The following is a 24,952-nucleotide window of genomic DNA, read 5'->3' as shown; positions in this document are numbered from 1 at the left end:
CCGGCATCCCCCGACGGATCCCCGAGCGCACCGCGCGGGCCCGACCCGCTGGAGAGGATCTGCCATGACCGAGAAGGTCGACGTCATCGTGGTCGGAGCCGGATTCGCCGGCCTCGTCGCGAGCCGGGAACTGGCCCACCGCGGCCTGTCGGTCCTCGTGCTCGAGGGTCGTGACCGCATCGGGGGTCGAACCTGGACCGACCACCGGCTCGGTCGGGACCTCGAGCTCGGCGGCACCTGGTTCCACCACGTGCAGCCGCACGTCTGGGCCGAACTCGTCCGCTACGGCATGGAGTTGACCCCCAGCCCGGATCCCGAGGTGTTCCTCGTCGCCGGCGAGGACGGCCCGACCGCGGTCGACCCCGAAGCCGGGACCGACCTGATCGGCCAGGGACTCGGGCACGTCACCTCCGATGCCCGCGAGCTCGTGCCGCGACCGTTCCACGCTCTGTTCAACGAGGCCGCCGTTCTCGAGGCTGACCGGCACTCGGTCGCCGAGCGGCTCGCGACCCTCGACATCGGGCCGGTCGGCCGCGAGATCGCCGAGGCCTTCTACGCCACCGGCTACCAGGCGCCGGCCGAGGAGGTCAGCGTGGCGCACGCGGCCCGGATCAACGCCCTGTGTCACTGGGATGCCGAGCTCGAGCTGGAAGCAGCGGCAACCTTCAAGCTGGTCGGAGGCACGCGGACCCTCATGGAGGCGATCCGGGCCGACTACGGCGGGAGGATCGAGTTGGGCACCGACGTGACCTCGGTCTCCAGCGGTGGCGACGAGGTCGTCGCCACCACGGCGGCCGGCACGGAGTACCGGGCGAGCGCCGTCATCGTGACGGCGCCGATCAACGCCGTGTCCCGGATCGCGTTCGACCCGCCGCTCGCCCCCTGCAAGCGGGAGCTCGTCGAGGTCGGCCAGGCCTCGCGCGGCGTCAAGATGTGGATCCGCGTGCGAGGCCACGTGGCGCCCTTCCTCGGGTTCGCCTCCCCGGTGCGGTCGCCGCTGACCATCGCGATGGCCGAGTACGACGCCTGCGGCGACACGCTGATCGTGGCGTTCGGGCCCGACCACTCGCGGATTTCGGCCGACGACACCGAGGCGGTCCAGGCTGCCGTGCGGCACTGGTTGCCGGACGCCGAGGTCGTCGAGGCGACGGGGCACGACTGGACCGACGACCCGTTCTCGGGTGAGACGTGGGCCAACCTGCGGCCGGGTCAGATGAGCGCGGGGATTCCGGAGATGCAGCGCCACGAACAGGGCGTCTACTTCGCGGGCAGTGACTATGCGACCGGATGGCTGGGTTACATCGATGGTGCGGTGGAGAGCGCGCTGACGGTGTCGCGTCACGTCATGGCGGACCTCAAGGCCGAGCGGTGACCGACCCGTCAGGGTCGGCTCGGGCGAGGGCCAGCAGAGACCGCAGGGTGGCCACGACCTCGTCGGTCGGAAGGTCGTTCACCCCGCAGACCTGCTGGAACACCAGCCCGTCGATCGCTGCGAAGACCACCGCGACCAGACGTTCGTCGTCGAGACCTGCGGCGGCGAGCTCGCGAGCCAGAGCCTCGCGGTAGCCGCGGTAGACCGCTTGCAGCTCCGGTGCGAGCCGCGGTGTGCGCCGAGCCTCGAGGGCGAGCTCGTACTGGAAGGCCTGGACGGCGGGGGTGCTCGCCACCAGGTCGCCCAGGCCCTCGACGAGCACGTCGAGACGCCCCGACCCCGGCTCGGGGGAGACCACCGTGGTGCTCATCTGCAACGAGTAGGTCAGCGCCTGACCGATGAGCTCCTCGCGGGTGCCGAAGTAGTGGGTGACCAGACCGTGGGTCACGCCGGCCTCCTGGGCCACCGCGCGGTACGTCAGGTTCCGCAGGCCGCGGTCGGCCACGACCCGGACGGCCGCGTCGAGGAGCGCGTCACGCCCGGTGCCATACGCACCGCGGGTGCCGTCAGGCCTCGTCGACATCTCCACCGAGCTTACTCCGCCCACCGGCCGGCGGCGGCGCCGCGGTCACTCGGTATCTCCCCGCGAGCCGCACCATTGAGAGCCTCCGGAGCAGAGAAGCATTCGTGGGGATCTGAATGACAGCGATGTTTCCGGGATCGTTCGTCGCATCAGCGCTCGCGTATCCGATCGATCCTTTCCACTTGACTAGTTTAACCGCGTGGGGCACCGTTGATGCAGTTCAGTGTGCATCTATCGGCAGGTGACGAGGCTTCTCGGCCGCACGCGCGAATTCGATCAACTCTTTCGCGATCCACGTCCGACTGCTGGTCGGCGCGATTCGCGACGGACGTCGGACACCACCATCAGGAGCTGCGGCATGAGTGCCAGCGAGCACGATCGGACCGCCCACGTCGCCTGCCCGGACCCTGACGAGCGTGTGCTCATGCGTATCGAACGCATGGGCGATCGCCGACACCGCCCGGAGGACCTGACATGAGCCGTTCGAACCACGGTCTGAGCATCGGCCTCGGGTTTGCTGCGGCCCTCGTTCCGGGGGAGTACGGCCCTCTCGCGGCCCGCGCCGAGCAGATGGGCGTCGACGAACTGGTCGTCCACGGCGACCTGATGTTCCGGTCGTCGACCACCTTCCTCGAGCTCGAGGCAGCCGGAGTCGACCAGGTCGACCTCGGCAACCCCTTCGGCCTCGACGAGCGCCGAGGGCCCGACCTGCTCGCCGACCGGGTGCCCCCCGCGCTGCGTGGCTCGCTCGGCTCCTAGCCCCTCCCCGTTCCTACGCGAGCGGCAACCACCCACTCCACCCACCCAACGGCCTGAGGAACACGGCATGTCCCTGCACCCCGAGCGCGCCCCTGCCCCACCCGACACCACCCACGAGTCCACCGCACCGGCGGGCACCCACGCGACGACCCTACGACGCGGGTCGCTCGGCGTCGCCGCGATCGTCTTCTTCGTCCTGTCCGCCCAGTCGCCGCTCACCGGCATCGCCGGTGCGCTGCCGATCGCGATCGCCGAGGGCAACGGTCCGGGCGCACCGGCCGCATTCCTGGTCGTCGGGATCGTGATGGCGCTGTTCTCCGTCGGCTACATGACGATGAGCCGTCACCTCACCGACGGCGGCGCCTTCTACACCTACATCGGCCGTGGTCTCGGCGCGGTTCCAGGGGCCGGCGCGGCCTTCACCGCGCTGCTCGCGTATTGCGTGGTGCAGGCCGCCATGTACGGGCTCTACGGCTTCACCGTGTCCTTCCTGCTCTCGACCTATGTCGGCCTCGAGGTGCCGTGGTGGGTCTGCAGCGTCGTCACCATGGTGCTGGTCATGGGGTGGGCGTGGCTGAACATCGAGATCGGAGCCCGCGTTCTCGCAGCCCTGGTCGCGCTCGAGATGGGTCTCCTGCTCGTGTTCGCCGTCGTCACCATCGTCAAGGGCGGCGGACCCGAGGGCTTCGGTGTGGCGGCTACCTTCTCCCCGTCCGCCCTGGTCGCCGGTGCTCCCGGCATCGCCTTCACCTTTGCCATCGCCTCGATGTTCGGTTTCGAGTCCACCGCCCTCTATGCGACCGAGGCCGTGAACCCGCGCCGCACCGTCCCGCGCGCCACCTACGTCTCCGTCGCTCTCGTCGCCGGGTTCTTCGCGTTCATCTCCTGGACCGTCGTGAGCTTCTACGGCGCCGGCCAGGTCACCGCAGCTGCCGGTAACGCCCTGCAGAGCGGCGACGCGACCTCGCTGGTGACCGGCGCGGTCGCAGCGAACCTCGGCGGGTGGGCCGGCGACGCGGTGAGCATCATCCTGGCAACCTCGCTGCTGGCCGGCATCCTCGCTTTCCACAACGCGATCAACCGCTACCTGCACTCGCTGGCCGAGCACGGTGTGCTGCCGGCCCGCGTGGCCTGGACCAACCGTCACGGCTCGCCGTACATCGCGGGCACGATCTCCACGGTCATCGCGATTCTGCTGGTGGTGCCGTTCGCGATCGGAGGCCTCGACCCGGTGCTCAACCTGTTCTCGTGGTTCGGAGGCGCGGCCGTGGCTGCCCTGGTGGTGCTCTACCTGCTGACCACCATCTCGGTGGTGCTGTTCTTCCGCGGTCAGCGCACCGAGGAGCCCCGCTGGAACACGACCGTCTCACCCGTCCTCGCGGGCCTGCTCATCCTCGCCGGCCTCGTGGTGCTCGTGTCCAACTTCCAGCTCCTGACCGGCGGCTCGGGCGCGACTGCGGTGCTCCTGCTGATGTCCGTCGTCGTGGTCTTCGTCGTCGGAGCAATCGTCGGTCGGGTCCGTGGAGACGCCGTCCCTGGGCGGGACTGACGTCGTCGGCACGCACGGTGGACCGCGCCCGCGAAGGGCGCGGCCCACCGGAACCGTCGCCGAGCACCCCGGCGGGTTGCCTCGCGTGGCTGTCACCAGGTGACGGCACTCACCAGGTGACGTCGAGGTGCTCCAGTTCGCGGAAGGAGTAGCTGGCTGCGTACGCGCGTTCGTAGCCGTCGGCGAGGCGCAGGGTCGGCAGGTGATCGAGGAGCATGTCGATGGCCGTCCTCACTTCGGTGCGGGCTAGTTGCGCGCCGGGACATTTGTGGATGCCGCTGCCGAACGCCAGATGGTCGCGCACGTTGGGGCGGTCGAGCTTGACGGTGTCGGGATCGGGGAAGCGTGTCTCGTCGCGGTTGGCTGATCCGAAGAGCAGAAACAGCGGTGTTCCTGCCGCCAGGGTCACGCCGTGCAGCGTGACCTCTCTGGTCGTGATCCGCATGAGGCCGCGGTGGGGGGCGTCGCGTCGCAGGGTCTCCTCGATGATCCGAGGCAGCAGGGCGCGGCGGCCGAGCGCGAGCTCCCACAGCTCCCGGTCGTTGTCGAGCATCAGCAGCAGGGCGTTGGTGATCAGGTCGCGGGTCGTGTCGATGCCGGCGGCGCGGAGCCCGCGGAACATGTAGTGCAGGTCCGCGCGGTCAACGGGGGGTACGTGGTCGGAGCCGTTGACGAGATCGGACATGAAGTCGTCGCGGGGCCGGGCGCGGCGTTCCTCGGCGAGGCGGTCGATGTAGTCCTGGTAGTCGTGCAACCGCCGGGCGGCGTCGACCTTCCCGTCGTCGGGCGCAAGTGGGTTGAACAGCAGACGGTAGTCATCGGACCACGCCTGGATCCTGTCGATGTCCTCGATCGGGGTCCCGAAGACGAGGCTCTCGACGTGCTGCACGTAGGGATCGGCGTATTCGTCGACGAGGTCGGCTCCGGTTCCGAACTCGAACGCCTCGACGAGCTCCCGGGCGCGCGTCTTCATCGCCGGGTGCTGGAGGCGGACCCGCCGTCCCGACAACGCGTGGTCGAGGACCCGGCGCAGCGGTCCGTGGACGGGTTCGTCGGTGTTGACCACGGTGGGCGCCTCGGGGATCAGACCGTCGAGCGCTTCGAGGACCTCGGGCGGATTGTCCCAGATGGAGGGGATCGCGTTCCTGGACGAGTAGGTGTCCGGGTCGCTCACGATCCGTTCGATGTCCTCGTACCGGCTGACCAGATACGCAACGAGCGCCGGGCTGAAAGTGATCGGTTGTTCTTCCCTGGACCACCGGTAGAACAGGTGGGGATTCTGCCGGTGCGGTGCCTCGAAGGGGTTGAAGTCGGACACCGGAACCGCAGCTGGGTTGGTCATCGGAGCTCCTCGAGCGGTGGGCTCTGCGCCCTGCGCCGGCACCCGCCCGGGTGTCGGCGGGAGGGTGGGTTCAGAGTTCGAGCACGAGCTTGGGGCAGGCGGCGCGGGAGACGCAGATGAACATGGTGTCGCTGGTCGCGCGTTCCTCCGGGGTGAGCAGGGAGTCGCGGTGATCGACCTCGCCGTGCAGGACCCGCGTCTCGCAGGTACCGCACGTGCCCTCCTGGCAGGAGGAGAGGACGAAGACCCCTGCCTCGTCGACGACGTCGAGGATGGAGCGGTCGGGGGGCACGGTGAGCGTGACTCCCTCCAGGGTCAGTTCCACCTCGAAGTCGCCGCTGAGCACGCGCTCGCCCTGCTCCTTGGGCGCGAAGCGCTCCACGTGCAGAGTGCCGGCGGGCCAGTCCGCGCACGCCGCCTCGACCGCGCTCAGCAGGGGTTCGGGGCCGCAGCAGTAGACCTTCGTGCCCGGTCGAGGTGTGCCGAGGATCCGCGGGAGGTCGATCAGTCCGACCTCGTCCTGTGGGTGGAGGTCGACGGTCGATCCATGCTCGGCCGTGGCCTCGAGCGTCTCGAGGGTGTCCAGGAAGGCCATGGAGGTCCGGCTCCGCCCGCCGTAGTGGAACTCCCACTGGGCGCCTGCTTGTTCGGCCGCGGCGGCCATCGGGAGGATCGGGGTGATCCCGATGCCGCCGGCGAGGAAGATGTACCGGGGGGCGGGGACGAGGGGGAAGTTGTTGCGGGGGCCCCGGACGTCGATCTCGTGGCCCTCGCGGACCTCGTCGTGGATGTAGGCGGACCCGCCGCGGCCGTCGGGTTCGCGCAGGACACCGATCTGCCAGGCAGTGCGGTTCTGTGGGTCCCCGCAGAGCGAGTACTGCCGGACGAGCCCGTCCGGCAGGATCAGGTCGACGTGCGCCCCCGGGGACCAGGCCGGTAGGTCGTTCCCGGCCGGGTGGCGGAGTTCGAGGACGACGACGCCGTCGGCGCCCACCGCTCGACGGTGGACGCGCAGCCGGAGGTCCTCCTCGTCACTGGCCACCTGCATCAGTTCCTCCTCGTTCGAGAGCCGGGATCGGCGTCGCCGGTGGTCGGTGGCCGTGGGTCGGCCGTGAGTTGGCCGTGATGTCAGGTGGTGGGCGCGGCCGCGAAGCGGCACGGGATCGAGCGGGGCTCGACCAGCGCGGTCCACGAGATCTCCCCATCGAGTTCGAGCCAGGGGCCGCACGCGAAGAGTTCTTCCACGGCCACACGGATCTCGAGCTGCGCCAGCGGCATGCCTGCGCAGCGGTGGATGCCCCAGCCGAACGCGAGGTGATCGAAGCTGCGAGGGCGGTCGAGGCGGAAGTCGGCCGGGTCGTCGTAGCGCTTGGGGTCCAGATTGGCCCCGCCGTAGAGCAGGTAGACGTGTTGGCCGGCGCGGATCAGCTGGCCGCCGATCTCGACGTCCTCTACGGCCGTGCGGGCGAACCAGCGCAGGGGGGTGGCGATCCGCAGGGACTCCTCGGTGGCACGAGCGATGAGCTCGGGGTCGGCGCGCAGCGAGCGTTGCAGATCCGGGTCGGTGACGATCCGCGCCAGGAGGCAGGCGATACCCCGCGCGGTCGAGTGGTGACCGCCGAACAGGATGGCGAAGATGGCACCCTGGATCTCGGTCATGTCGAGCTCGCCGCCGGACCCCTGGTAGGTCTGCACGATGCCGGAGAGCCAGTCGTCCCCGGGCTGCTCGACCTTGAGGGCGATGAGCCGGTCGAACACGTTGATCAGACGCGTGATCTCGTCCCCGCCGCCGTCGTCGGCCGGCTTCCGGTAGAGCAGCAACGCCTCGGTCAGGACGTCGACCTCCTGCTTGAGGTCGTCGGGTGCACCGACCAGGGAGAAGATGACGTCGAGGGGGAGCGGGAAGGCGAGATCCTCGGAGAGGTCGAGTCGGCCCTCGCTTCGTGCCCGCTGCAGCAGGCTGCGGGCGTGCCCGCGCACCATGGGCTCGAGCTTCGGGACGGTCGCGGCACTGACGGCCTCGCTCAGGGCGCGTCGGTGCACGGTGTGCCGGGGCCGGTCGTACTCGAGTGCGAAGACCTTGGGTCCGCCCCGGGCGGGAAACCGGACGCCCTCTCCCGAGATGAATCGTTTGGCGTCACTGGCGATGGCCTTGCACAGCGCGAAGTCCGAGACCGCCCATAGCCCACCGTTGTCCTCGGTCCAGGCGATCCCGCCGGCGTCGCGGATCTCGTCGAACAGCTGGACGTCTTCGAAGCGGAGCGCCTGGTCGGTGGTGTCGAAATGCACGACGGGGCATTCCCTGCTGGTCATCGAGACTCCTGTGTCCAGTGAAGAGGCCGAGGCTTGGCCGTCGAGTCGGTATGTGTCGCGGACGTGGACCGGGCCACGGCACGTCGCGGCCCGGTCCCGGAGTCGGTGCCCCGCAGCTCGCTCGCGACGGCTGCTCCCGGTGACGATGAGCCACGCGCTCGCCCGGACCGCAAGGGTGGGGCACAGCACCGGACCGGCCGGGGATGCCGCTCATCCCACCGGAGGGAGGCGATCGGCGCCTGCATCCGCCGTCGACATGCTGTGACGCTCACGACGGTAGTCGCTGGTGCGCAGTCGGTCAATATTACAACCGTCGGTCCACATATTGACCACGTCTGGCTCGGTCGCCGAGCTGCGTGATCGCCTTCAGTCGGTGGTGAGGACGATCTTCCCGAGCTTGCCGCCGGCGGCGAAGCGCTCGTAGGCCGCCGGGGCCTGGGCGAGGTCGAAGGTCTCGGCGACGGGCACGGTCACCTGGCCGGAGGCCAGGGCCGGGAGCACGGAGCGCTCCACTGCGCGGGCGGTCAATGCTTTCTGTTCGAGGGGTCGGGATCGCAGCGTGGAGGCCATCAGTCGGCCGCGCTTGTTCAGGAGTCGCGCGAGGTTGATCTCCGTCGTCGCGCCAGCTCCGATGCCGATGACCACGATCCGGCCGTTGAGGTCGATCGCCTCGAGATCCTGGGCGAGGTTGGGGGCTCCGACGAGCTCGAGGACGACGTCGAAGGGGCCGTGCTCGTCGAATCCCTCGGGAGCGACGACCTCGGCGCCGAGGGCCTGCACCTGGTCGCGTAGTCGGGGGTTGCGCACGGTCGCGGTGACGCGCGCGCCGGCGGCGCGGGCGATCTGGACCGCAGCGGTCCCGACCCCGCCAGCGGCCCCGTGCACGAGCAGCCGTTCTCCGGCAACCAGTCCGGCCTGGGTGAACAGGGCGTCGTGAGCGGTCGTGAACACCTCGGCGGTGCCGCCGGCCTCGGCCCAGGACAGTAGCGGTGGGACGGTCATCAGCACCCGCTCGTGGGCGACCGCGAGCTCGGCCTGGCCGCCCCCGCCGAGGATGCCCATGACTGCGTCCCCGACCGCGAAGCGGTGCGCAGCCGGCCCGCGCTCGACGACCTCGCCGGCGAGTTCGAGACCGGGGATGTCGGCCGGGACGCCTGCCGGGGCCGGATAACGACCGCGGAGCTGGTGCAGATCTGCACCGTTGAGGCCGGCGGCGCGGACTCGCACCAGGACTTCACCAGCGCTCGGACGGGGGTCGGTTCGCTCGGTGACGACGAGCTGTCCGTCGGAGATGGTGACGGCGCGCATCACAGGGATCCTTTCGGGACGGGTTGGCCCGCCGTGGACGCGGGCGTGGTGGGACAGGTCGCACGGGGCGGCGAGCACCGTGGCCCGCACTCGACGGGGAGCTCCCCGCATGGCTGGAGGCCTGGTCGAGAAGAGCGTCGTGACAAACGACAGCATCCGTGGATACGCTCGCTTGGTCAATATCGTGGACACCGGTCACAATATGGACCACCAAGGGAGCTGGCGCGGATGGAACTCATGGTGGGAAGCCTCGCCAAGATCGATCAGGTCGACCTCGTGCGGAAGGCCGAGGACCTCGGCGCCACCCACTTCGGCGTCGGGGAGGGCCCCGTCCTGTTCAGCGATCCGTACCAGTTCCTCGCCCTCGCGGCGCGGGAGACCAGCACGATCAAGCTCGGCACGTGGGTGACGAACCCCCTGACGCGGCTCGCTCCCACGACGGCGAACTCCTTCGCCACGCTCAACGCCCTGGCTCCGGGGCGGCTGTTCATGGGAATCGGGACGGCCAACAACGCCATGCGCTCCATGGGTCGCGACGTCGCGACCCTGCGCGAGCTCGAGCGCAGCGTCGAGGTGATCAAGGGGCTCCTCGCGGGACAACGGGTGACGCACTCGTGGCGCGGGCAGGACCGGGCGATCGAGTTCCTCGACACCGCGGGTCACTGGTACAACATCGACGATCCGGTGGAGGTCCTCTGGGCGGCGGGCGGGCCGAAGAGCCTGGCCCTGGCCGCGAAACACGCCGACTACGTCACCTACTGCCTCGGTCCGGACCCCGACATGATCGGCCTCGTCCGCCGGGAGCTGGACAAGGCGGTCGCCGACGCCGGCCGGCCCCCGGGCTCGGTGAAGTTGGTCGGGGTGAGCTGGTTCTACCTGTTGCAGTCCGGCGAGACGTGGCAGGACGCGGTCGACCACGGCTTCGGTTCGGCGCCCATCAGTTCCTGCCTGACCAACTTCGCGTTCATGCAGCGCCACGTCGACGAGCTCGGCGAGCCGATCGTCAACGCCTCCACGCAGGCGGCGATGGCCTACCTCGGCGACCCCAACAGCCCTGAGGCTCGGGACTACCTCAGCATCTGGTCGAAGTACCTCAAGGGGCTCGACCCGCGGCACCGCCCGCTGATCACCGAGGAACTCGTCGACTACTGGTGCCTCTACGGCACGCCCGACCATCTGCGGGAGAAGACCCGGCTCATGCAGGAGGCCGGTGTCGACCTGGTGGGGGTCATGCTCGCCAACCCGTTCACGGCCGGACGCGACCTCGCCGACATCGGCCGCACGATCCTCACCCCGGCCTGATCCGCCCGACGGTCTGGAGACCAACGATGGTGACCGATCCCCGCACGACGGCGTTCATCGCCGTGCACTTCCAGCACGACGTCGTCGGAGACACCGGCGCCATGGCCGGGCTGTTCCGCGAGCAGGTCGAGGCCCGCCAGGTCCTCGACGCGGCCGGCCGCCTCCTGCAGGCCGCGCGCTCGGCGGGCGCACCGACGGTCTACACCCGGGTGGCGTGGGCCCCGGACCTGTCCGACCTCGACGCCAATTCCCCGCTGCTCGGGATGGTGGCGCAGTCCCGATTCCTCATCGAGGGCACCCCGGGCGCGGAGATCGTGCCGGAACTCGCGCCGGGCGGCGCCGACCACGTCATGACCCACAAGCGGATCGGCGGCTTCTCCGCCTCCGGTCTGCAGGACTGGCTCCAGCAGCGTGGTGCGAGGACCCTCGTGCTGTTCGGAGTCGCGACGAACGCCTCGGTGGAGGGGACCGCACGCCAGGCCAGCGACCTCGGCTACCGCACCATCGTCGTGGAGGACGCGTGCTCGGCCGCCACGCCGGCGGCGCACACGCACTCCATCGAATCCCTCGCCCTGCTGGCCGAGATCTCGACCGTCGGGGACATCACGGCGGCGCTCAAGCCCGCCAACACCGCCGGGTGAACACCCGACCTGCTCGGTCGGACCGCGGAACTCATGACACCGCCCCAGAACCTGAAGAAGGCCTCATGACCTCGACCACCGCCGTCTTCTCCCCGTTCCAGCCGGTCGACGGCTTCGACACCGACGTCGTCGTGATCGGCCTCGGGCCGGCAGGAGGGACCGCTGCGCTGGCTCTCGCGACCTACGGAGTGCGCGTCCACGCGGTCACGATGTTCCCCTGGGTGGCCAATACACCGCGGGCGCACATCACCAACCAACGAACCATGGAGGTGCTGCGCGATCTCGACGTGGAGGAGGAGGCGCAGCGCTACGGCACGCCGTGGGACCAGATGGGCGACACGCTCTTCGCCGGAGGGAGCCTCGCGGGCGAGGAGATCGCGCGGATGCGGACCTGGGGCACCGGACACCTGCGGCAGAGCGACTACGTGCAGGGCAGCCCCTGCACCATGATGGACCTTCCGCAGCCGCTGCTCGAGCCGCTGCTGATCAAGAATGCCGCCGAACGCGGCGCGATCATCAGCTTCAACACCCTCTACCTCTCGCACACCCAGGACGCCGACGGCGTCACCGTGCAGTTCCAGGACACCCGCACCGGCGCCACCTTCTCCCAACGGGCTCGTTACCTGCTGGCCTTCGACGGCGCCCGGTCCCAGGTCGCCGCGGACATCGGGTTGCCGTTCGAGGGCGTGACGGCCCGCGCGGGCACGGTCTACCTCTGGTTCAAGGCCGACCTGAGCCGCCAGGTCGCCCACCGACCCAGCATCATCCACTTCGCCTTCAACTCGCAAACCAGCTTCGGTGAGATCGGCATGGGGCTGTTCCGGGCCATCACACCGTGGCACGAATGGATCCTCGGCTTCGGATTCGACCTGGAGAAGGGCGAGCCGCAGATCTCCGACGACGAGGCGCGTCACCTCATCCGCACTCTGGTCGGAGAATCCGAGCTCGAGATCGAGCTGATCAAGAAGTACGTCTGGTACGTCAACCAGCAGCACGCCACCAACTACCAGGCCGGACGGGTCTTCTGTGGCGGGGACGCCGTCCACCGCCACCCGCCGACGAGCGGGCTCGGGTCGAACACCTCGGTGCAGGACGCGTTCAACCTGGCGTGGAAGGTCGCCTTCGTCGTCCAGGGCCACGCCGCGCCCTCCCTGCTCGACTCCTACACACCGGAACGCGCGCCGGTCGGTGCGCAGGTCGTCGCCCGGGCGAACCAGTCACGCAAGGACTATGCCGCGGTGCGCCGGTGGATCACTCCCGGCACCGACGACCCGGTCCGCGACGGGATGGACAAGCTGCGGGAGGCGACCCCCGAAGGGGTCGCCCTGCGCGAGGAGCTCTACGAGGGGCTCGAGCTGAAGAACACCGAATTCAACGCCCAGGGTGTCGAGCTCAACCAGCGCTACGAGTCCGCCGCGGTGGTCCCCGACCCCACCGCCGGCCCCGAGCAGTGGCCGAGGCACCCGGAGGTCTATCTGCAGGCCACCACCCGGCCCGGGGCGAAGCTCCCGCACACGTGGTTGGTCGGGGCGGACGGTCACCGGCTCTCCACCCTCGACGTCGTCGGGAAGGGTCGCATGACACTGCTCACCGGCATCGGCGGCGTGGCGTGGAAGCGCGCCGCCCAGAAGCTCGACCTGCCTTTCCTGCGCACGGTCGTCGTGGGCGAGCCGGGTGCGGCCGACCCCTACGGGAACTGGCGTCGCGCCCGCGAGGTGTCCGAGGCCGGCGCGATCCTCGTGCGACCCGACGGCTACGTCGCGTGGCGCCACACCGGTGCCGTGTGGGACGACGACCTGGCGCTGGAGGAATTGCAGGCCGCTCTCGACGCGGTCGTGGGCAGCGCCGAGCTGCACGGAACCCCGGAGCCGGGCGCCGAGGTGCACGGAGCCGACCTGAGCCCCGCGACGGGGCTCCGGTGATGCGTGAGCAGATCCTCGCTCCCGACGAGGTGGGCGTACCGCGACAGGAACAGGGAGACGACAGCGTGAACGACGTCTGGAGCATCGACCCCCGGAGTGGTCAACGGCGGATCGCGGTCGCGTCGTCAACCGAACCGGCGCAGGCCGACGCCGTCGCCGAGCGCGCCCACGAGGTGGGCGCGGAGCTGCTCGACGCGGGCCGTTCGGTCCGCGCGGAGGTCCTGCGACGGGTCGCCGCGCAGTTGGAGCAGCGCGCCGAGTCGCTCGTCCCGACCGCCGACCGCGAGACCGCGCTCGGCAGCACGCGCCTGACGGCGGAGCTGACCCGCACGATCGGGCAGCTGAGGCTGCTGGCCGATGCCACCGCCGAGGGCTCGTACCAGGAGCCCGTGATCACCGCGCCGGACCCGGATGCCCAGCCCCCGGTGCCCGGCCTGCGCCGCATCCTCATCCCGCTGGGGCCGGTCCTCGTGTTCGGGGCCGGGAACTTCCCGCTCGCGTTCTCCGTGCTGGGCGGTGACACCGCCGCTGCGGTGGCGGCCGGGTGTCCGGTGGTGTTCAAGGTTCATCCCGGGCACCCGGAAACGTCCTTGCAGACCGTGGAGGCCTGGCGGGCGGCGGCGCGTGAAACCGGCGTCCCCGCCGACGTCGTGCAGGTCGTCTTCGGCGACGAGGCCGCCCGCCGCCTGATCCAGCACCGCCGAATCCGGGCTGTGTCGTTCACCGGGTCGCTCGCCGTCGGGCGGGAGCTGCACGACCTCGCCATGAGCCGGCCCGAACCGATCCCGTTCTACGGTGAGTTGGCGGGGGTCAACCCGTTCGTCGTGACCAAACAGGCCGCCCGGGACCGCGGTGCGGACATCGGGCGCGGCGTGGCGGCGTCGTTCACCCAGGGAGCGGGTCAGTTCTGCACCAAACCGGGCCTGCTGTTCATCCCCGAGGGTCCGGGGGGAGATCGCCTGGTCGAAGCAGCGAGCCGGCACGTTGCCGAGCTGCCCCCGGCGACGATGCTCAGCGAGGGGACCCGACTCAACTACCAGACCGGGCTGGACGAGCTGACCGCGAACCCGCAGGTGACGACGGTGGCGATGGCCGGGAACCCCAGCGAGGACGTCGGCGGGGGGTTCGTCGCGCAGGCCGCGCTGCTGGAGACGTCGGTGGACAAACTCGACCCGGCGATCCTGCGGGAGTGCTTCGGCCCGCTCTCGGTCGTCGTCCGCTATCAGGAGATCTCTGACGTGCTCGCCGTGATCGAGGAACTCGACGGTGGGCTGGCGGCCGCCATCCACGCCGCCGAGGACGAGACCGAGCTCGTCGCCACCCTCACCCGGGCGGTGCTGCCCAAGGTCGGCCGGGTCGTCTACGACGGCTACCCGACGGGCGTGGCGGTCAGCGCGGCGATGACCCATGGCGGCCCGTGGCCGGCGACCACCAACGCGTTGCACAGCTCGATCGGCCCGAGCGCGCTGCGTCGGTTCCTGCGCCCGGTCACGTTCCAGAACGCCCCGGCGGCCGCGCTACCGGCCGACCTGCAGGATGCCGGCTGAGCCCGACCTCACGACCGAGCAGGGAGGCGGGCCGGGAAGCAGTCCGGCCCGCCGTCACCCGCTCGCGCCGGCGTTCAGTACGCGACCTTGCCTCCGATTCGTTCGGCGAAGGACTCGGCGAAACCGCGCAACTCGTGTCCAGCCTCCGCAGGGTGCTGCGGGGTCGCGCTGTCGGGGAAGGTGAAGCTGATGGCGATGAGCTCGTCAGCTCGCCGCGGGGTGCGGACGGCCACCCCGAAGCAGTGCAGGCCGGGAACGATCTCACCCGCCTCCTCGGCATACCGACGCGCGCGGGTCTCGTCGAGCTCCCGCCTCAGGTCGGCGACCGTGGCCACCGACCGGCTGGTCAGCGTCTCCAGGACGCCGTCGGCGGGTAGGAGGGCCTCGAGCTGCTGGCGGTCCAGGCCCGCGAGCAGCGCTTTGCCGTTGGCCGTGCAGGAGGCGGGAACCGACCGGCCGATCTCCGAAGCCAGGCCGAGGTTGAGCGGCACCTGACCGTCGTGTCGCGCGAGGTAGACGACCGTGAGCCCGTCGCCGAGCACGCCGAGCTGCACGGTGTGCGGTGCAGTGGGGTACACGGACTGGCAGAGGTCATAGAACTCCTCGACCTCGACGACGCTCTTCAGATAGGCGTTACCCAGTTCTGCGAGCCTGTTGCCCAGCTGGTAACCCGAGGGGCCCCGCCGCAGGAGCCCTTCCTCCACCATGGCGCCGCACAGGTTGAGCACCGTGGACTTCGGGACCCCGACGAGCCGGCTGAGCTCACTGGGGCCGAAGGCCTGCTTCGGCTTCTCGGCGAGCAGGGCGAGGATCGCGGCTGCCCGCGTCAGGGCCGGGGACGGCGATCGTCGCCCCGGCATCTCTTCTTCGCTCACGAACCCTCTCCTCCGACCCGCGTGCGGGGGCTCGGTCGGAGGGGAGCGTCGCGTCGCGTGTCAGTCGGCCGACGCAGGATAACCACGGCCGGGATAGTCGAAGCCGCCCAACGCGAGGTGGCTGCGGGATTTGTCCTGCGGAGACGCGTAGTAGGCGCGGATCTCGGTGATCAGTCCGTCGCCGTCGAACTCGTACCACTCGGTGCCTCGCAGGACGACGTCCGCGGCCCGCTTGAAGTGCGTCCACTCGGACACGGCCACTCGGCGGTCGACGTCGATGGCCAGGGCGTCGACCGTCCAGGCCGACCGACCGGCACGAACCGCCTCCGCCCAGCGCTCGGCGATGTAGCGACCTCCTCGCCAGGGGCCGTCGTACATGTCCGGCGGGAAGTAGTGCACGGCGTCCGCGCTCATGTGCGACGCGATCGCATCGGCATCCCCCGACGTGCACGCGTCCATGTACTCCCGGACACGGCTCTCGAGCTGTGCGGTGGACAGGGTCATCAGGGTTGCACCTCGTTCTCGCCGACTCTGGACACCCCCGAACGTAGGTCGTACGCTCATTATGGTCAATATGTTGCTCTGTCGGTCCAAATACTGGCCGACATCCGGACGCGCAGCGAGGAGTCGTCCCCCATGGAGCCAGCGTCGCAGCGGTTCTCCTCCACGGCCGTGTGGCCGAACATGAACGACTTGGAACTCACGACCCGCTACATCGACGTCGTCGGGTGGCGCACGCGGGTCCTGGAAGTGGGCGAGGGCCGGCCGCTGGTCCTCATGCACGGCAGTGGAGGACACCTCGAGGCCTACCTGCGCAACCTGCGCGCCCTCTCGGAGCACTTCCGGGTCATCGCCTACGACTTCCCCGGCCACGGGTACACCTCTCTGGCGACCGAGGACCTCGAGCTCCCCACCTACGTCGAGCACCTCCTCGCGCTGCTCGACACCCTCGGCATCGACAAGGCCAGCCTCGACGGCGAGTCCCTGGGTGGCTGGGTCGCCATCAAGTTCGCGGCCCGCCACCCGGAGCGGGTCGAGCGCATCGTCCTGAACACACCCGGTGGCACGATGGCCCGACCGGAGGTGATGAGGCGCATCCGCAGCCTCAGCCAGGAGGCTGCTGACGACCCGACCCCGGAGCGCATCCGACGCCGCCTGGAGTGGCTGATGGCCAGTCCGTCCTCGGTCACCGACGAGCTGGTCGACCTGCGCCGCGGGGTCTATTCCCGGCCCGGTTTCGCACGCTCGATGAGCCACATCCTGTGTCTGCAGGACCCCGAGATCCGGCGTCGCAACCTGATCACCGACGACGAGCTCGCCGCGGTCGAGGCGCCGGCGTTGGTGCTCTGGACCACCCACGACCCCTCCGGGCCGGCGCAGGCGGGCAAGGAAATGGCCTCGAAGATCCGCGGCGCCGAATTCGCCCTGATCGAGGACGCCGGTCACTGGCCGCAGTGGGAGCAGACCGAGAAGTTCGACTCGCTCATGCTCGAGTTCCTCGGCGCCGTGCCGGTCAGCGCATGAACACCTCGGGAGCGGCCTCGCCGGCAACGAACGGCCACCAGGGCCCCACGATCGCGGCCGTGTCGATGTCGCACAGTCCCAAGATGAGCGCGGACGTCGACCACCGGGAGGGCCTGGAGTTCCGAGCCGGCGTCGCGCAGGTCGTCAAGGCCGTCGCCGCATACGACCCGACCCTGGTCGTGTACTTCGGCCCCGACCACCTGCGAGCCCTGGCCGGCATCGCGCCGTGCTTCACCGTCGTCGAGCAGGCCCGTGGCTACGGTGACTGGGGCACGCCCGAGGAGGACTACGACGTCCCCCGGGATCGGGCCGTCGAGCTCACTCACGCGTTGGCAGGCCATGGCATCGACATCGCGTGCGCGGACTCGCTGCGGCTCGACCACGGATTCGGTCAGTCCACCGAGGAGCTGTTCGGGTCGCTGTCCGCGGTCCCGATGGTTCCCATCGTGATCAACTGTGTGGACCGGCCGATCGCCACCGCCGCCCGAACCGCCGCCCTGGGTGCAGCGGTCGGGGAGTGGTTGCGGGGTCACGTCGGGGCCGATGAGCGGGTGCTGGTGGTCGGCTCGGGCGGGCTGTCGCACACCCCGCCGTCGCTCGTGCCGGGTGCCCGCGACTTGAGCGAACCCCAGCGCCAGCAGCTCATCACCGACAACATCGCGACCGCTGCCGAAGCGATCAACACCGACTGGGACTACCGCATGCTCGCGATGCTCGCCTCCGCCCACGAGGACATGGCCGGACTCAACCCTGAGGACCTCGCGCCCGGCGGCGGCGGCGGCCAGGAGATCCGGACCTGGATCGCCTCGGCCTTCGCCTGCGCTCGTCCCCTGCAGACCGTCGCCTACCAGCCCGTACCCGAGTGGATCACCGGCATGGGCATCGCGGCGAGCAAGAACCTCCTCGGCGCCTGACGTCACCCATCACCGAGCCCGCGTGCGGCGGCTCTCGGCTCGACCGTCGGGCCATGGCCGCGTGGGTCCATGAGCAGGACAGCTGCAGCTGGACGGACATGATGACGACGTGCACGGACCCTCTTCTCCCGGTGTCCTGGAGCGAGTCAGCTCTGAGCAGATCTGTCGGCCCAGAACGGCGCCCGGAGCTCGCGGTGCGCCAGCTTGCCTGCGTGCGTCCGGGGGAGGTCGGGGACGAATTCGTAGCGTCGGGGCACCTTGTACCGGGCGAGGCGCTCACGGCAGTGGGCGTCCAACGAGCTGCTGTTCGCGTCGACGCCCGCGCGCAGGACCACGAAGGCGCACACCAATTCGCCCCAGGTCTCGTCCGGGATGCCGATGACGGCCGCCTCCACGACGTCGGGATGCGAGACCAGGACGTTCTCGATCTCCGTGGGGAAGACGTTGATCCCGCTGCTGAGGATCATGTTCTTGCGGCGGTCCGTGATGAACAGGTAGCCGTCCTCGTCGAGGTAGCCCATGTCCTCGACGGTGTGGAACTCACCGCGGAAGGCCGCCGCCGTGGCGGCCGGGTTCTTGTAGTACTCGACCCCCGTGTGCCAGCCGCGGCTGTAGATGGTGCCCACCTGGTTCGGCGCACACTCGACGCCGTCGTCGTCGAGAATCTTCAGCTCGACCCCGAGCGGGGGGACGCCGGCGCACATCTCCTTGCGGCGCTGGTCCTCCGGGTACAGCACGGCGGGGATCCCGCTCTCGGTGGCTCCGTAGGCCGAGCACAGGTCGGCGTTCGGGAAGAAGTCGAGGATCCGGTGCGTGGTCGTCGTCGAGGCCGCCGACCCTCCGACGATCACCAGTCGCATCGAGCTCATGTCGTGCTCGCCGTTCGAGGCGTTGAGGATCAGGTTGTACAGGGAGGGGGCCGAGATGAAGAAGGCGCTGGCTCGAGCGGGCGCACGCCGCGCTGCCGGGGATCGCGGAGTCCGACGAGGAGCCGGTCGCGCGTCTGCGACGCTGGCTCTGGGCCCTGTTCGACGCCAAGCGCGCGAAGGCCCTCGACGACCCGGAGCTGTTCGCGACCTACGAGGTCCTCGTCTCGGAGCAGGCCGACGTGGTCGCGGACCACCTCGACGAGCTGGTCGGCCAGCTCGAGCGGATCGTGGCCGACGGCGCGGTCGTCGGCACGTTCGCCGCAGCGAACCCCCGACGGACGGCCCGCGCTCTCTTCCACGCCCTGTCGCGCTTCCATCACCCCGCCTACGCGGCCGCGTGGGCGGCGCCGGGAGCGGTCGAGGACTTCGAGGCCGTCGTCGACCTCGTCCTCGACGGGCTCGTCCGACCGGCATGAGCGTTCTCGGTCGTCGGGCGGGGCCCGGCAGTCCCGTCGAGGTCCGCGGCCGTGGCTCCGTATTCCACGACCGACCCGGTCGCCTGCCGGGCCGCAGTCGGCGGCGAGTACCGCGTTGATGCTCGGGACGGCCCGCCCGGGGTTCGTCGCCTCGTTCCGCGCGGGCCGTCGACGGCCTCGGGCGTGAGCCGGCGGGGTATGGAAGAGACCGTGAGCACACTCGATCATGCTGGTCTGACCGTGGCCGACCTCGACGCCGCCAGCTCCTTCTTCCGGGAAGTCCTCGGATTCACCGAGGAGCGTCGGGCCCACCTCACCGGCGCGTTCGCCGCCGATGTCGTCGGCGTCCCCGGCGCCGACATCCACACCGCGATCCTGACCGACGGCGCCTCGCGCGTGGAGTTGCTCCACTACGCGGCGCCTAGGCAGGCTGACCACACACCGACCGGGCCGGAAGTGCCCGGTTCGATGCACGTGGCGGTGCGGGTGGACGATATCGAGGCGGTCGTCACCGAGGCAGCCGCTCACGGCTTCACCCCCCGTGGCCGGGTCGCGACGATGCCCGGCGGCCCCCGCGCGGGCACGCGCTTCATTTACCTGCGCGACCGCACCGGAGCAACGGTGGAGCTCATCGAGCCGGCGTAGCGCAGGGTTGATGGCAGCCGATCCGAACGCTGCCGGCAGCGTCGGCCTCGCCGACCGGGCCGACACCGGAAGTGGCTGTCCGGTGCTCATCCCCAGCGCCCGCTCGAGGGCCGGCGACGGGACCACGGCCGCTACACCGCGGGCTACGAGGAGGTCGGCCTGGTCGTGCCGCCCGACGAGGTGGCCGACGGCGCCGGGAGTCGTGGGCTCAGGGGGTGGCCAACGTCGTCACCGGGTTCTTCGGCGGCATGGGCGGCTGCGCGATGATCGGCCAGACGATGATCAACGTCCGCTCCGGCGCCCGGACCCGGGTCTCGACGTTCCTCGCCGGGGTGTTCCTGTTGATCCTGGTCGTGGCGCTCGGCGACGTCGTCGCCCGTATCCCGATGGCGGCGCTGGTGGCCGTGATGGTGATGGTCGCGGTGGGCACCTTCGACTGGCACAGCGTCGCCCCGGCCACCCTGCGCCGGATGCCGACCAGCGAACTGGTCGTCATGGCCGCGACCGTCGTGCTGACCGTGGCCACCGACAACCTCGCGATCGGCGTCGTCGTCGGCGTGCTCGTCGCCATGGTGCTCTTCGCCCGCCGTGTCGCGCACCTCGTCGAGGTCGACGGGGTGCTCGACCCGGACGGGACCGTGAAGGTCTACCGGGTCCGCGGGCAGCTGTTCTTCGCCTCGAGCAACGACCTGACCTTCCAGTTCGACTACGCGAACGACCCCGACCGCGTCGTCATCGACCTCTCCGAGGCTCACGTCTGGGACGCCTCCACGGTCGCCGCGCTGGACGCCATCACCACCAAGTACGCAGCCCGCGGGGTCGACGTCGCCATCGTCGGCATGAACGAGAACAGCCAGGCCCGACACGACAAGCTGGCCGGCAACCTCGCCGGGAGCCACTGACGGGAGGACACCGCCCGGGTGGACGCGCACGAGACGCCCACGCGACGACAGTGATTCAATTTCGCGCACCCGAGGTACGTGAGCAGGGAGTCGGACGTGGGTCAGTGGTGGACGCCCGAGTGGCGCGACGAACTGCGTCGTGTCGTGCTCGACGCCCCGCCCGACGCGGCGGTGGCCGTGGTGGCCCGTCGGGTGAGCGAGAGCGTCGGTGCCGCCGTCGAGATCCGGCTGTCCGACCGGGCCGGGTGGGACCTGCACCCGGTGGCCGCGTCCGGCGCGGAGCCCGACCAGCTCGAGACGTGGTCCCTCGACCGGGGCGTGGCGGCGGACGCGCTGTGGACCCGGACCGTCGTCCGGGAGCCGGGATCCGGCGCGGTGCACGTGCCGATCACCGCGCGCGGCACCGCCTACGGGGTGCTCACGGTCTGCGGCCCGGGCTCCGCGGGCCCGGGTGATCGGGTCGACGACGACCGGCCGTGGGCGGCGCTCGGTCAGGTCGTGGCGCTGGTGGTCGGGCAGGCCGGGCAGGCCACCGACGCCTGGGAGGTGCGTCGCCGGGCCTCGTCGTACACCGTGAGCGCGGAGATGCAGTGGCAGCAGCTGCCGCCGACGTCGCTCGTCGCCGACGGGGTCGAGCTGCACGCGCTGATCGAGCCGGCGCCCCGCGTCTCCAGCGACCTGTTCGACTGGTCGATCGACCGCGGCAGGCTCTGGCTCGCGGTGCTCGATGCGGACGGGCGGGGGCTGTCGGCATCGTTGTCGGCATCGGTGGCCCTGGCCGCGTTGCGCCACGCCCGCCGGTCGGGCCTACCGCTCGGCGAGCAGATCTCGCTCGTCGACCAGGCGGTGTACGACCAGTTCCGGGGCCGTGCGGTGGTCCGGGCGGTCGTGGTGGAGATCGAGCCCGGGGTGGGCGCGCGGATGGTCGCTGCCGGTGACCCGGTCGCGGTCCCGCGGGTGTTGCGCCGCCGGAGAGGCGAGGTCGTGGAGCTGGCGGCCACCGAGAACGAGGACCTCGGCCTGTTCGACCGCTCGCAGTACGTCGAGCAGGCGGTGGAACTCGAGGACGGCGACGATCTGCTCGTCGTCACCGACGGCGGCCCGCAGGCCGGGCAGGACGAGCAGTTCGGCATGGCCGCCGTCGTGCAGCACTTCGCGACGATGCGGGCGCCCGCGGCCCTGCCGCGTCGGTTGCTCGACGACCTGCGTCGTCACGTGGGCGGCGACCTGGTCCAGGACGCCACGGCCCTGGTGGTCAGTCTCCGGCGCTGATCGCGCTCCGGGTCGTCGGAGTCCCCTGAGCACCGACCCGTGAAGCGGCGTCGGCGAGGCTGCGGGCGGCGGCGAGGAGACGCCGGCGATCGCGGTCGCTCATCACCGCCAGCACCCGGGAGAGACGTTCCGCGCGGGCCCGGGCGAGATCGGCGAGGATCTCCCGGCCGGCCGGGGTCAGGTCCAGGAGGGTCGCGCGGCGGTTGGCCGGCGAGGCGCCCCGGGTGATGAGACCCGCGGCGGCGAGTCGGTCACTCAGTCGACTCGCGGTCGAGGGCAGCAGCCCGAGGTCCTCGGCCAGGACCGAGACGTGACACGGGCCGGCCGACTCGAGGGACTGCAGCGCGCGCAGGTGGACCGGGGACACCCGCTCCTCGAGCTGCTCGCCCGCCGAGACCGACGCGTCGACGACCGGCCGCAGCGCGAGCTCCAGCGCGACGGCGTCCTCGACGAGTTCGGGCGACGACGCCCCCGCGGCCGGGGGCGGCGACGGCTCAGGAGGCACCGTCCAAGCCTGCCATGCCCGTGCGGGTGCTCGAACCCCTCACCGTTAGGTGCGCTGCATAAACGTCGTGCTGTCGTCTACTTCGCCATATCTGCATGTCGTGCATTCTGCACGAACTCGTGCTCCGATGGCCGTGGGTCCCGAGGCGTCGAACGCTCGTCGATCCAGCAGACCCGTTGTCTTCGAGCGAGGAGTTCGTCATGGCACTGACCGTGCCCGGCCCGGTTCTGGCCGCGGCCACACCGCAGGGGGAGTTCGCGGCCGAGATCGCCTACAGCCCCGGCATCTGGCACCTGATCGAGTACTCGTTCGTCGTCGCCGGGTTCGCGCTCGCGGCGGGCTGCGTGTACAGCCTCATGGGCCGCAACGAGGTGGCGACGAAGTACCGCGCCGCGGTCCACGGGTCGGCGCTGCTGCAGGGCGTGGCCGCGCTGGCCTACCTCGCGCTGATCATCACGTGGAACTCGGGCTTCGACTACGTCAACGGGCTCTACGTGCCCGCCGCGACCGAGCGGTTCGACGGCGGGCTGCGTTACGCCGACTGGTCCGTGACCGTGCCGCTGCTCGCGGTGGAGCTGCTCGCGGTGTGCGCGATCGCCGGGAAGGCCCTGAGCCGGGCGCGGGCCATCGCGGTGGTCTCCGCGTTCGGGATGATCGTCACCGGGTTCCTCGGGGCGTCGGTCTTCGACAACGGGACCAGCACCCTGTGGCTCAACGTCTGGGCCGCGATCTCCACGGTGTTCTTCCTGGTGCTCTACGGGGTGCTGGGCAAGGCCGTCGCCGACAGCCGTGGTGCTCTCTCCGCCGGGACCTTCACCAGCCTGCTCCGCTCGACGATCGTGCTGTTCGCGATCTTCGGGGCGTACCCGCTGCTCTACCTGGTCCAGGTCCTCGTCGGACCGAACTCGAACCTGGTCGCCTGGGCGGTGGTGGTGCAGGTCGGCTTCTCCTTCTCCGACATCATCGCCAAGGTCGGGTTCGGCGTCATGATCCACCGGGTGGCCAAGCTGCGCACCGCCGAGGACCTCGAGGCCGGGACCACGACCCACGACGAGCCGGTCTGGATCGCCCACGAGCTGCAGGCCGCCCCTCGGCCCGCGCTCGCCGAGGCCCTCACCGGCACCGGGTCGGTCCTCACCGGCGCCGGCGCCGGCAACGGCGTCGGCAACGGGCGGCGGGGCAGCCACGAGGCCGCGGGGCGCTGAGCCCTGGCCCTCACCAGCGGCGTCGCCCGGACCCGTTCCCCGGGTCCGGGCGACGCCGCCGCCTCGTCCGGCCCGGCCGGCGCGCTGCGCGGGGCCACGGTCGTCTCCGTCGTCGCGGTCGTGGCCGTCATCGCCGTCCAGCTGCTCGCACCGGGCACGTGGTCCCGGTGGCCGTGGGCACCGCTGGCGGTCGGGCTGCTCGCCGGGCTACCGCACGGCGCCCTCGATCACCTCGTGCCGTGGTGGAGCGCGGCGACCGGGTCGTGGACGCGACGCCGGATCGCACGCACCACGATGCTGATGGCTGCCTACGCCGCCCTGGCCGTCCTGGTGTTCCTGCTCGCCCGGCTCTGGGCGACCCCGGCACTGCTGGTCCTGCTCCTCGCGTCCGTCGTGCACTTCGGCACCGGGGAGAGCAGCGTCGGCGACCTGCGCGTCGGCGCCCGCGGTCCCGCCGGCCGCTGGATCGGGCCGGGAACGGCGATGGTGCTCGGGCCCTTCGTGTTCTGGCCGGCCACCGTGCGTCCGGTCCTCGAGATCGTCGCCCCGGGCTCCGCCGCCGTCCTGCTCGGCTCCACGGTCCTGCGCGTCGGGGCGGTCGTCGTCGCGCTGGCCGTCCTCACCTCCGCCGTCGCCTGTGCCCGTGGGCGCCGCTGGGGCGAGCTCGCCGAGCTCGCCCTGCTCGTCGCCGTGGTCCTGCTCGTGCCCCCGCTGGCGGCGTTCGGCGTGTACTTCGGGGCCTGGCACGGACTGCGCCACCTCGCCCGGCTCGTCGACCTCGACCCCGCCAACCAGGAGGATCTGCGCAGCGGGCGCCTCCTGCGGCCCTGGCTGCGCATCGCAGCCGCCGCCGCGCTCCCGACCGGCGCCGTGCTCGTCGTCTTCGTCGTCCTGCTGCTGACCCCGGGCATGGTTCCCGGGCTCCTCGGCGCCGCCGTGTCGACCGGGTTGTCCGTGGTGCTGGCCCTCACCGTCCCGCACATGATCGTCGTCGCCGGGCTGGACCGCCGCAGGCGGGCCGAACAGCCCCGGCCCCGGACGCAGGCACGATCCGACACGACGTCCGGACGGTCCCGTCGCTGACGGCGAGGTCGCCCTCGTGATCGAGAGATCCTGCAGAGGTCGGT

General features: G+C 70.8%; 23 protein-coding genes and 1 pseudogene. 15 read left to right on the top strand and 9 right to left on the bottom strand.

Translation table 11 applies throughout. The features are described from left to right. Positions 1–64 precede the first annotated feature (64 nt). Positions 65–1,372 carry a flavin monoamine oxidase family protein gene (locus ACQPYX_RS24925; protein ID WP_433799953.1) on the top strand — a complete coding sequence of 436 codons (1,308 nt, stop codon included), beginning with the start codon at positions 65–67 and terminating at the stop codon, positions 1,370–1,372. Here the strand turns inward: ACQPYX_RS24925 and ACQPYX_RS24920 are convergent. Then, a complete protein-coding gene (locus ACQPYX_RS24920) occupies positions 1,356–1,955 on the bottom strand; it encodes a TetR/AcrR family transcriptional regulator (RefSeq protein WP_433799952.1) in 600 nt (199 codons plus the stop codon). The two genes, ACQPYX_RS24925 and ACQPYX_RS24920, sit on opposite strands and share 17 nt — an antisense overlap. Before the next feature lie 474 nt (positions 1,956–2,429). On the opposite strand from ACQPYX_RS24920, the gene ACQPYX_RS24915 reads away from it, so the two are divergent. Both ACQPYX_RS24915 and ACQPYX_RS24910 read left to right on the top strand, forming a co-directional pair. Next, the gene (locus ACQPYX_RS24915; RefSeq protein ID WP_433799951.1) at positions 2,430–2,714 is read left to right on the top strand and encodes a hypothetical protein; all 285 of its coding nucleotides are present in this window, start codon (positions 2,430–2,432) and stop codon (positions 2,712–2,714) included. Positions 2,715–2,781: 67 nt separating this feature from the next. Next, on the top strand, positions 2,782–4,263 hold the full coding sequence (locus ACQPYX_RS24910; protein ID WP_433799950.1) for an APC family permease: 1,482 nt from the start codon (positions 2,782–2,784) through the stop codon (positions 4,261–4,263). Positions 4,264–4,372: 109 nt separating this feature from the next. Here the strand turns inward: ACQPYX_RS24910 and ACQPYX_RS24905 are convergent, their stop codons facing one another. From ACQPYX_RS24905 to ACQPYX_RS24890, 4 genes are all read right to left on the bottom strand, one after another. Next, complete coding sequence (locus ACQPYX_RS24905) at positions 4,373–5,605, bottom strand: cytochrome P450 (RefSeq protein WP_433799949.1); 1,233 nt, start codon at positions 5,603–5,605, stop codon at positions 4,373–4,375. Between the two features lie 70 nt (positions 5,606–5,675). Beyond that, a complete protein-coding gene (locus ACQPYX_RS24900) occupies positions 5,676–6,653 on the bottom strand; it encodes a PDR/VanB family oxidoreductase (protein ID WP_433799948.1) in 978 nt (325 codons plus the stop codon). Positions 6,654–6,733: 80 nt separating this feature from the next. Continuing rightward, entirely contained in the window at positions 6,734–8,107 is a 1,374-nt protein-coding gene (locus tag ACQPYX_RS24895) for a cytochrome P450 (protein ID WP_433799947.1), read from the bottom strand. Positions 8,108–8,284: 177 nt separating this feature from the next. After that, positions 8,285–9,226 carry a zinc-binding dehydrogenase gene (locus ACQPYX_RS24890; RefSeq protein WP_433799946.1) on the bottom strand — a complete coding sequence of 314 codons (942 nt, stop codon included), beginning with the start codon at positions 9,224–9,226 and terminating at the stop codon, positions 8,285–8,287. 228 nt (positions 9,227–9,454) lie between these two features. On the opposite strand from ACQPYX_RS24890, the gene ACQPYX_RS24885 reads away from it, so the two are divergent. The 4 genes from ACQPYX_RS24885 (at position 9,455) to ACQPYX_RS24870 (ending at position 14,638) form a co-directional block, all read left to right on the top strand. Further along, positions 9,455–10,528, top strand: a complete 1,074-nt coding sequence (locus tag ACQPYX_RS24885; protein WP_433799944.1) for an LLM class flavin-dependent oxidoreductase — start codon at positions 9,455–9,457, stop codon at positions 10,526–10,528. 26 nt (positions 10,529–10,554) lie between these two features. Beyond that, positions 10,555–11,169, top strand: a complete 615-nt coding sequence (locus tag ACQPYX_RS24880; protein ID WP_433799943.1) for a cysteine hydrolase family protein — start codon at positions 10,555–10,557, stop codon at positions 11,167–11,169. 65 nt (positions 11,170–11,234) lie between these two features. Beyond that, the gene (locus tag ACQPYX_RS24875; protein ID WP_433799942.1) at positions 11,235–13,091 is read left to right on the top strand and encodes an FAD-dependent monooxygenase; all 1,857 of its coding nucleotides are present in this window, start codon (positions 11,235–11,237) and stop codon (positions 13,089–13,091) included. 65 nt (positions 13,092–13,156) lie between these two features. Beyond that, positions 13,157–14,638, top strand: coding sequence for an aldehyde dehydrogenase (NADP(+)) (locus ACQPYX_RS24870; protein WP_433799941.1), 1,482 nt, complete (start codon positions 13,157–13,159; stop codon positions 14,636–14,638). Positions 14,639–14,712: 74 nt separating this feature from the next. On the opposite strand, the gene ACQPYX_RS24865 is transcribed toward ACQPYX_RS24870, so the two are convergent. Further along, positions 14,713–15,513 (bottom strand): IclR family transcriptional regulator, encoded by an 801-nt coding sequence (locus ACQPYX_RS24865; protein ID WP_433799940.1) that lies wholly within the window; start codon positions 15,511–15,513, stop codon positions 14,713–14,715. Between the two features lie 60 nt (positions 15,514–15,573). Next, the gene (locus ACQPYX_RS24860) at positions 15,574–16,017 is read right to left on the bottom strand and encodes a nuclear transport factor 2 family protein (protein ID WP_433799939.1); all 444 of its coding nucleotides are present in this window, start codon (positions 16,015–16,017) and stop codon (positions 15,574–15,576) included. 132 nt (positions 16,018–16,149) lie between these two features. Here ACQPYX_RS24860 and ACQPYX_RS24855 point away from each other — a divergent pair, with 132 nt between their 5' ends. Together ACQPYX_RS24855 and ACQPYX_RS24850 are read left to right on the top strand one after the other, a co-directional pair. Further along, entirely contained in the window at positions 16,150–17,037 is an 888-nt protein-coding gene (locus ACQPYX_RS24855) for an alpha/beta fold hydrolase (RefSeq protein ID WP_433799938.1), read from the top strand. Then, on the top strand, positions 17,034–17,951 hold the full coding sequence (locus ACQPYX_RS24850) for a hypothetical protein (RefSeq protein ID WP_433803802.1): 918 nt from the start codon (positions 17,034–17,036) through the stop codon (positions 17,949–17,951). Before ACQPYX_RS24855 ends, ACQPYX_RS24850 begins: the two co-directional genes overlap by 4 nt. 146 nt (positions 17,952–18,097) lie before the next feature. Here ACQPYX_RS24850 and ACQPYX_RS24845 read toward each other — a convergent pair whose 3' ends face one another. Then, positions 18,098–18,877 (bottom strand): class I adenylate-forming enzyme family protein, encoded by a 780-nt coding sequence (locus ACQPYX_RS24845; protein WP_433803801.1) that lies wholly within the window; start codon positions 18,875–18,877, stop codon positions 18,098–18,100. A 35-nt stretch (positions 18,878–18,912) separates the two neighbouring features. Here ACQPYX_RS24845 and ACQPYX_RS24840 point away from each other — a divergent pair, with 35 nt between their 5' ends. The 4 genes and pseudogenes from ACQPYX_RS24840 (at position 18,913) to ACQPYX_RS24825 (ending at position 22,115) form a co-directional block, all read left to right on the top strand. Beyond that, complete coding sequence (locus ACQPYX_RS24840; RefSeq protein WP_433803800.1) at positions 18,913–19,296, top strand: hypothetical protein; 384 nt, start codon at positions 18,913–18,915, stop codon at positions 19,294–19,296. A 210-nt stretch (positions 19,297–19,506) separates the two neighbouring features. Continuing rightward, on the top strand, positions 19,507–19,941 hold the full coding sequence (locus tag ACQPYX_RS24835; protein ID WP_433799937.1) for a VOC family protein: 435 nt from the start codon (positions 19,507–19,509) through the stop codon (positions 19,939–19,941). A gap of 188 nt (positions 19,942–20,129) precedes the next feature. Then, positions 20,130–20,843 (top strand): annotated as a pseudogene (locus ACQPYX_RS24830) (SulP family inorganic anion transporter); the annotation flags it as partial. Positions 20,844–20,939: 96 nt separating this feature from the next. Beyond that, a complete protein-coding gene (locus tag ACQPYX_RS24825) occupies positions 20,940–22,115 on the top strand; it encodes a PP2C family protein-serine/threonine phosphatase (RefSeq protein WP_433799936.1) in 1,176 nt (391 codons plus the stop codon). Here the strand turns inward: ACQPYX_RS24825 and ACQPYX_RS24820 are convergent. Then, positions 22,099–22,620 (bottom strand): MarR family transcriptional regulator, encoded by a 522-nt coding sequence (locus ACQPYX_RS24820; RefSeq protein WP_433799935.1) that lies wholly within the window; start codon positions 22,618–22,620, stop codon positions 22,099–22,101. The two genes, ACQPYX_RS24825 and ACQPYX_RS24820, sit on opposite strands and share 17 nt — an antisense overlap. 200 nt (positions 22,621–22,820) lie before the next feature. Here ACQPYX_RS24820 and ACQPYX_RS24815 point away from each other — a divergent pair, with 200 nt between their 5' ends. Both ACQPYX_RS24815 and ACQPYX_RS24810 read left to right on the top strand, forming a co-directional pair. After that, entirely contained in the window at positions 22,821–23,825 is a 1,005-nt protein-coding gene (locus ACQPYX_RS24815; RefSeq protein WP_433799934.1) for a bacteriorhodopsin, read from the top strand. A 120-nt stretch (positions 23,826–23,945) separates the two neighbouring features. Beyond that, positions 23,946–24,908: a beta-carotene 15,15'-dioxygenase, Brp/Blh family gene (locus ACQPYX_RS24810; protein ID WP_433799933.1), complete on the top strand. Its 963-nt coding sequence runs from the start codon at positions 23,946–23,948 to the stop codon at positions 24,906–24,908. Positions 24,909–24,952 lie beyond the last annotated feature (44 nt).

Source organism: Actinomycetospora sp. CA-084318, assembly GCF_050955885.1.
GTDB lineage: Bacteria > Actinomycetota > Actinomycetes > Mycobacteriales > Pseudonocardiaceae > Actinomycetospora.
The sequence above is the reverse complement of the archived record's forward strand: the minus strand, read 5'-3'. Positions and strand labels throughout refer to the sequence as shown.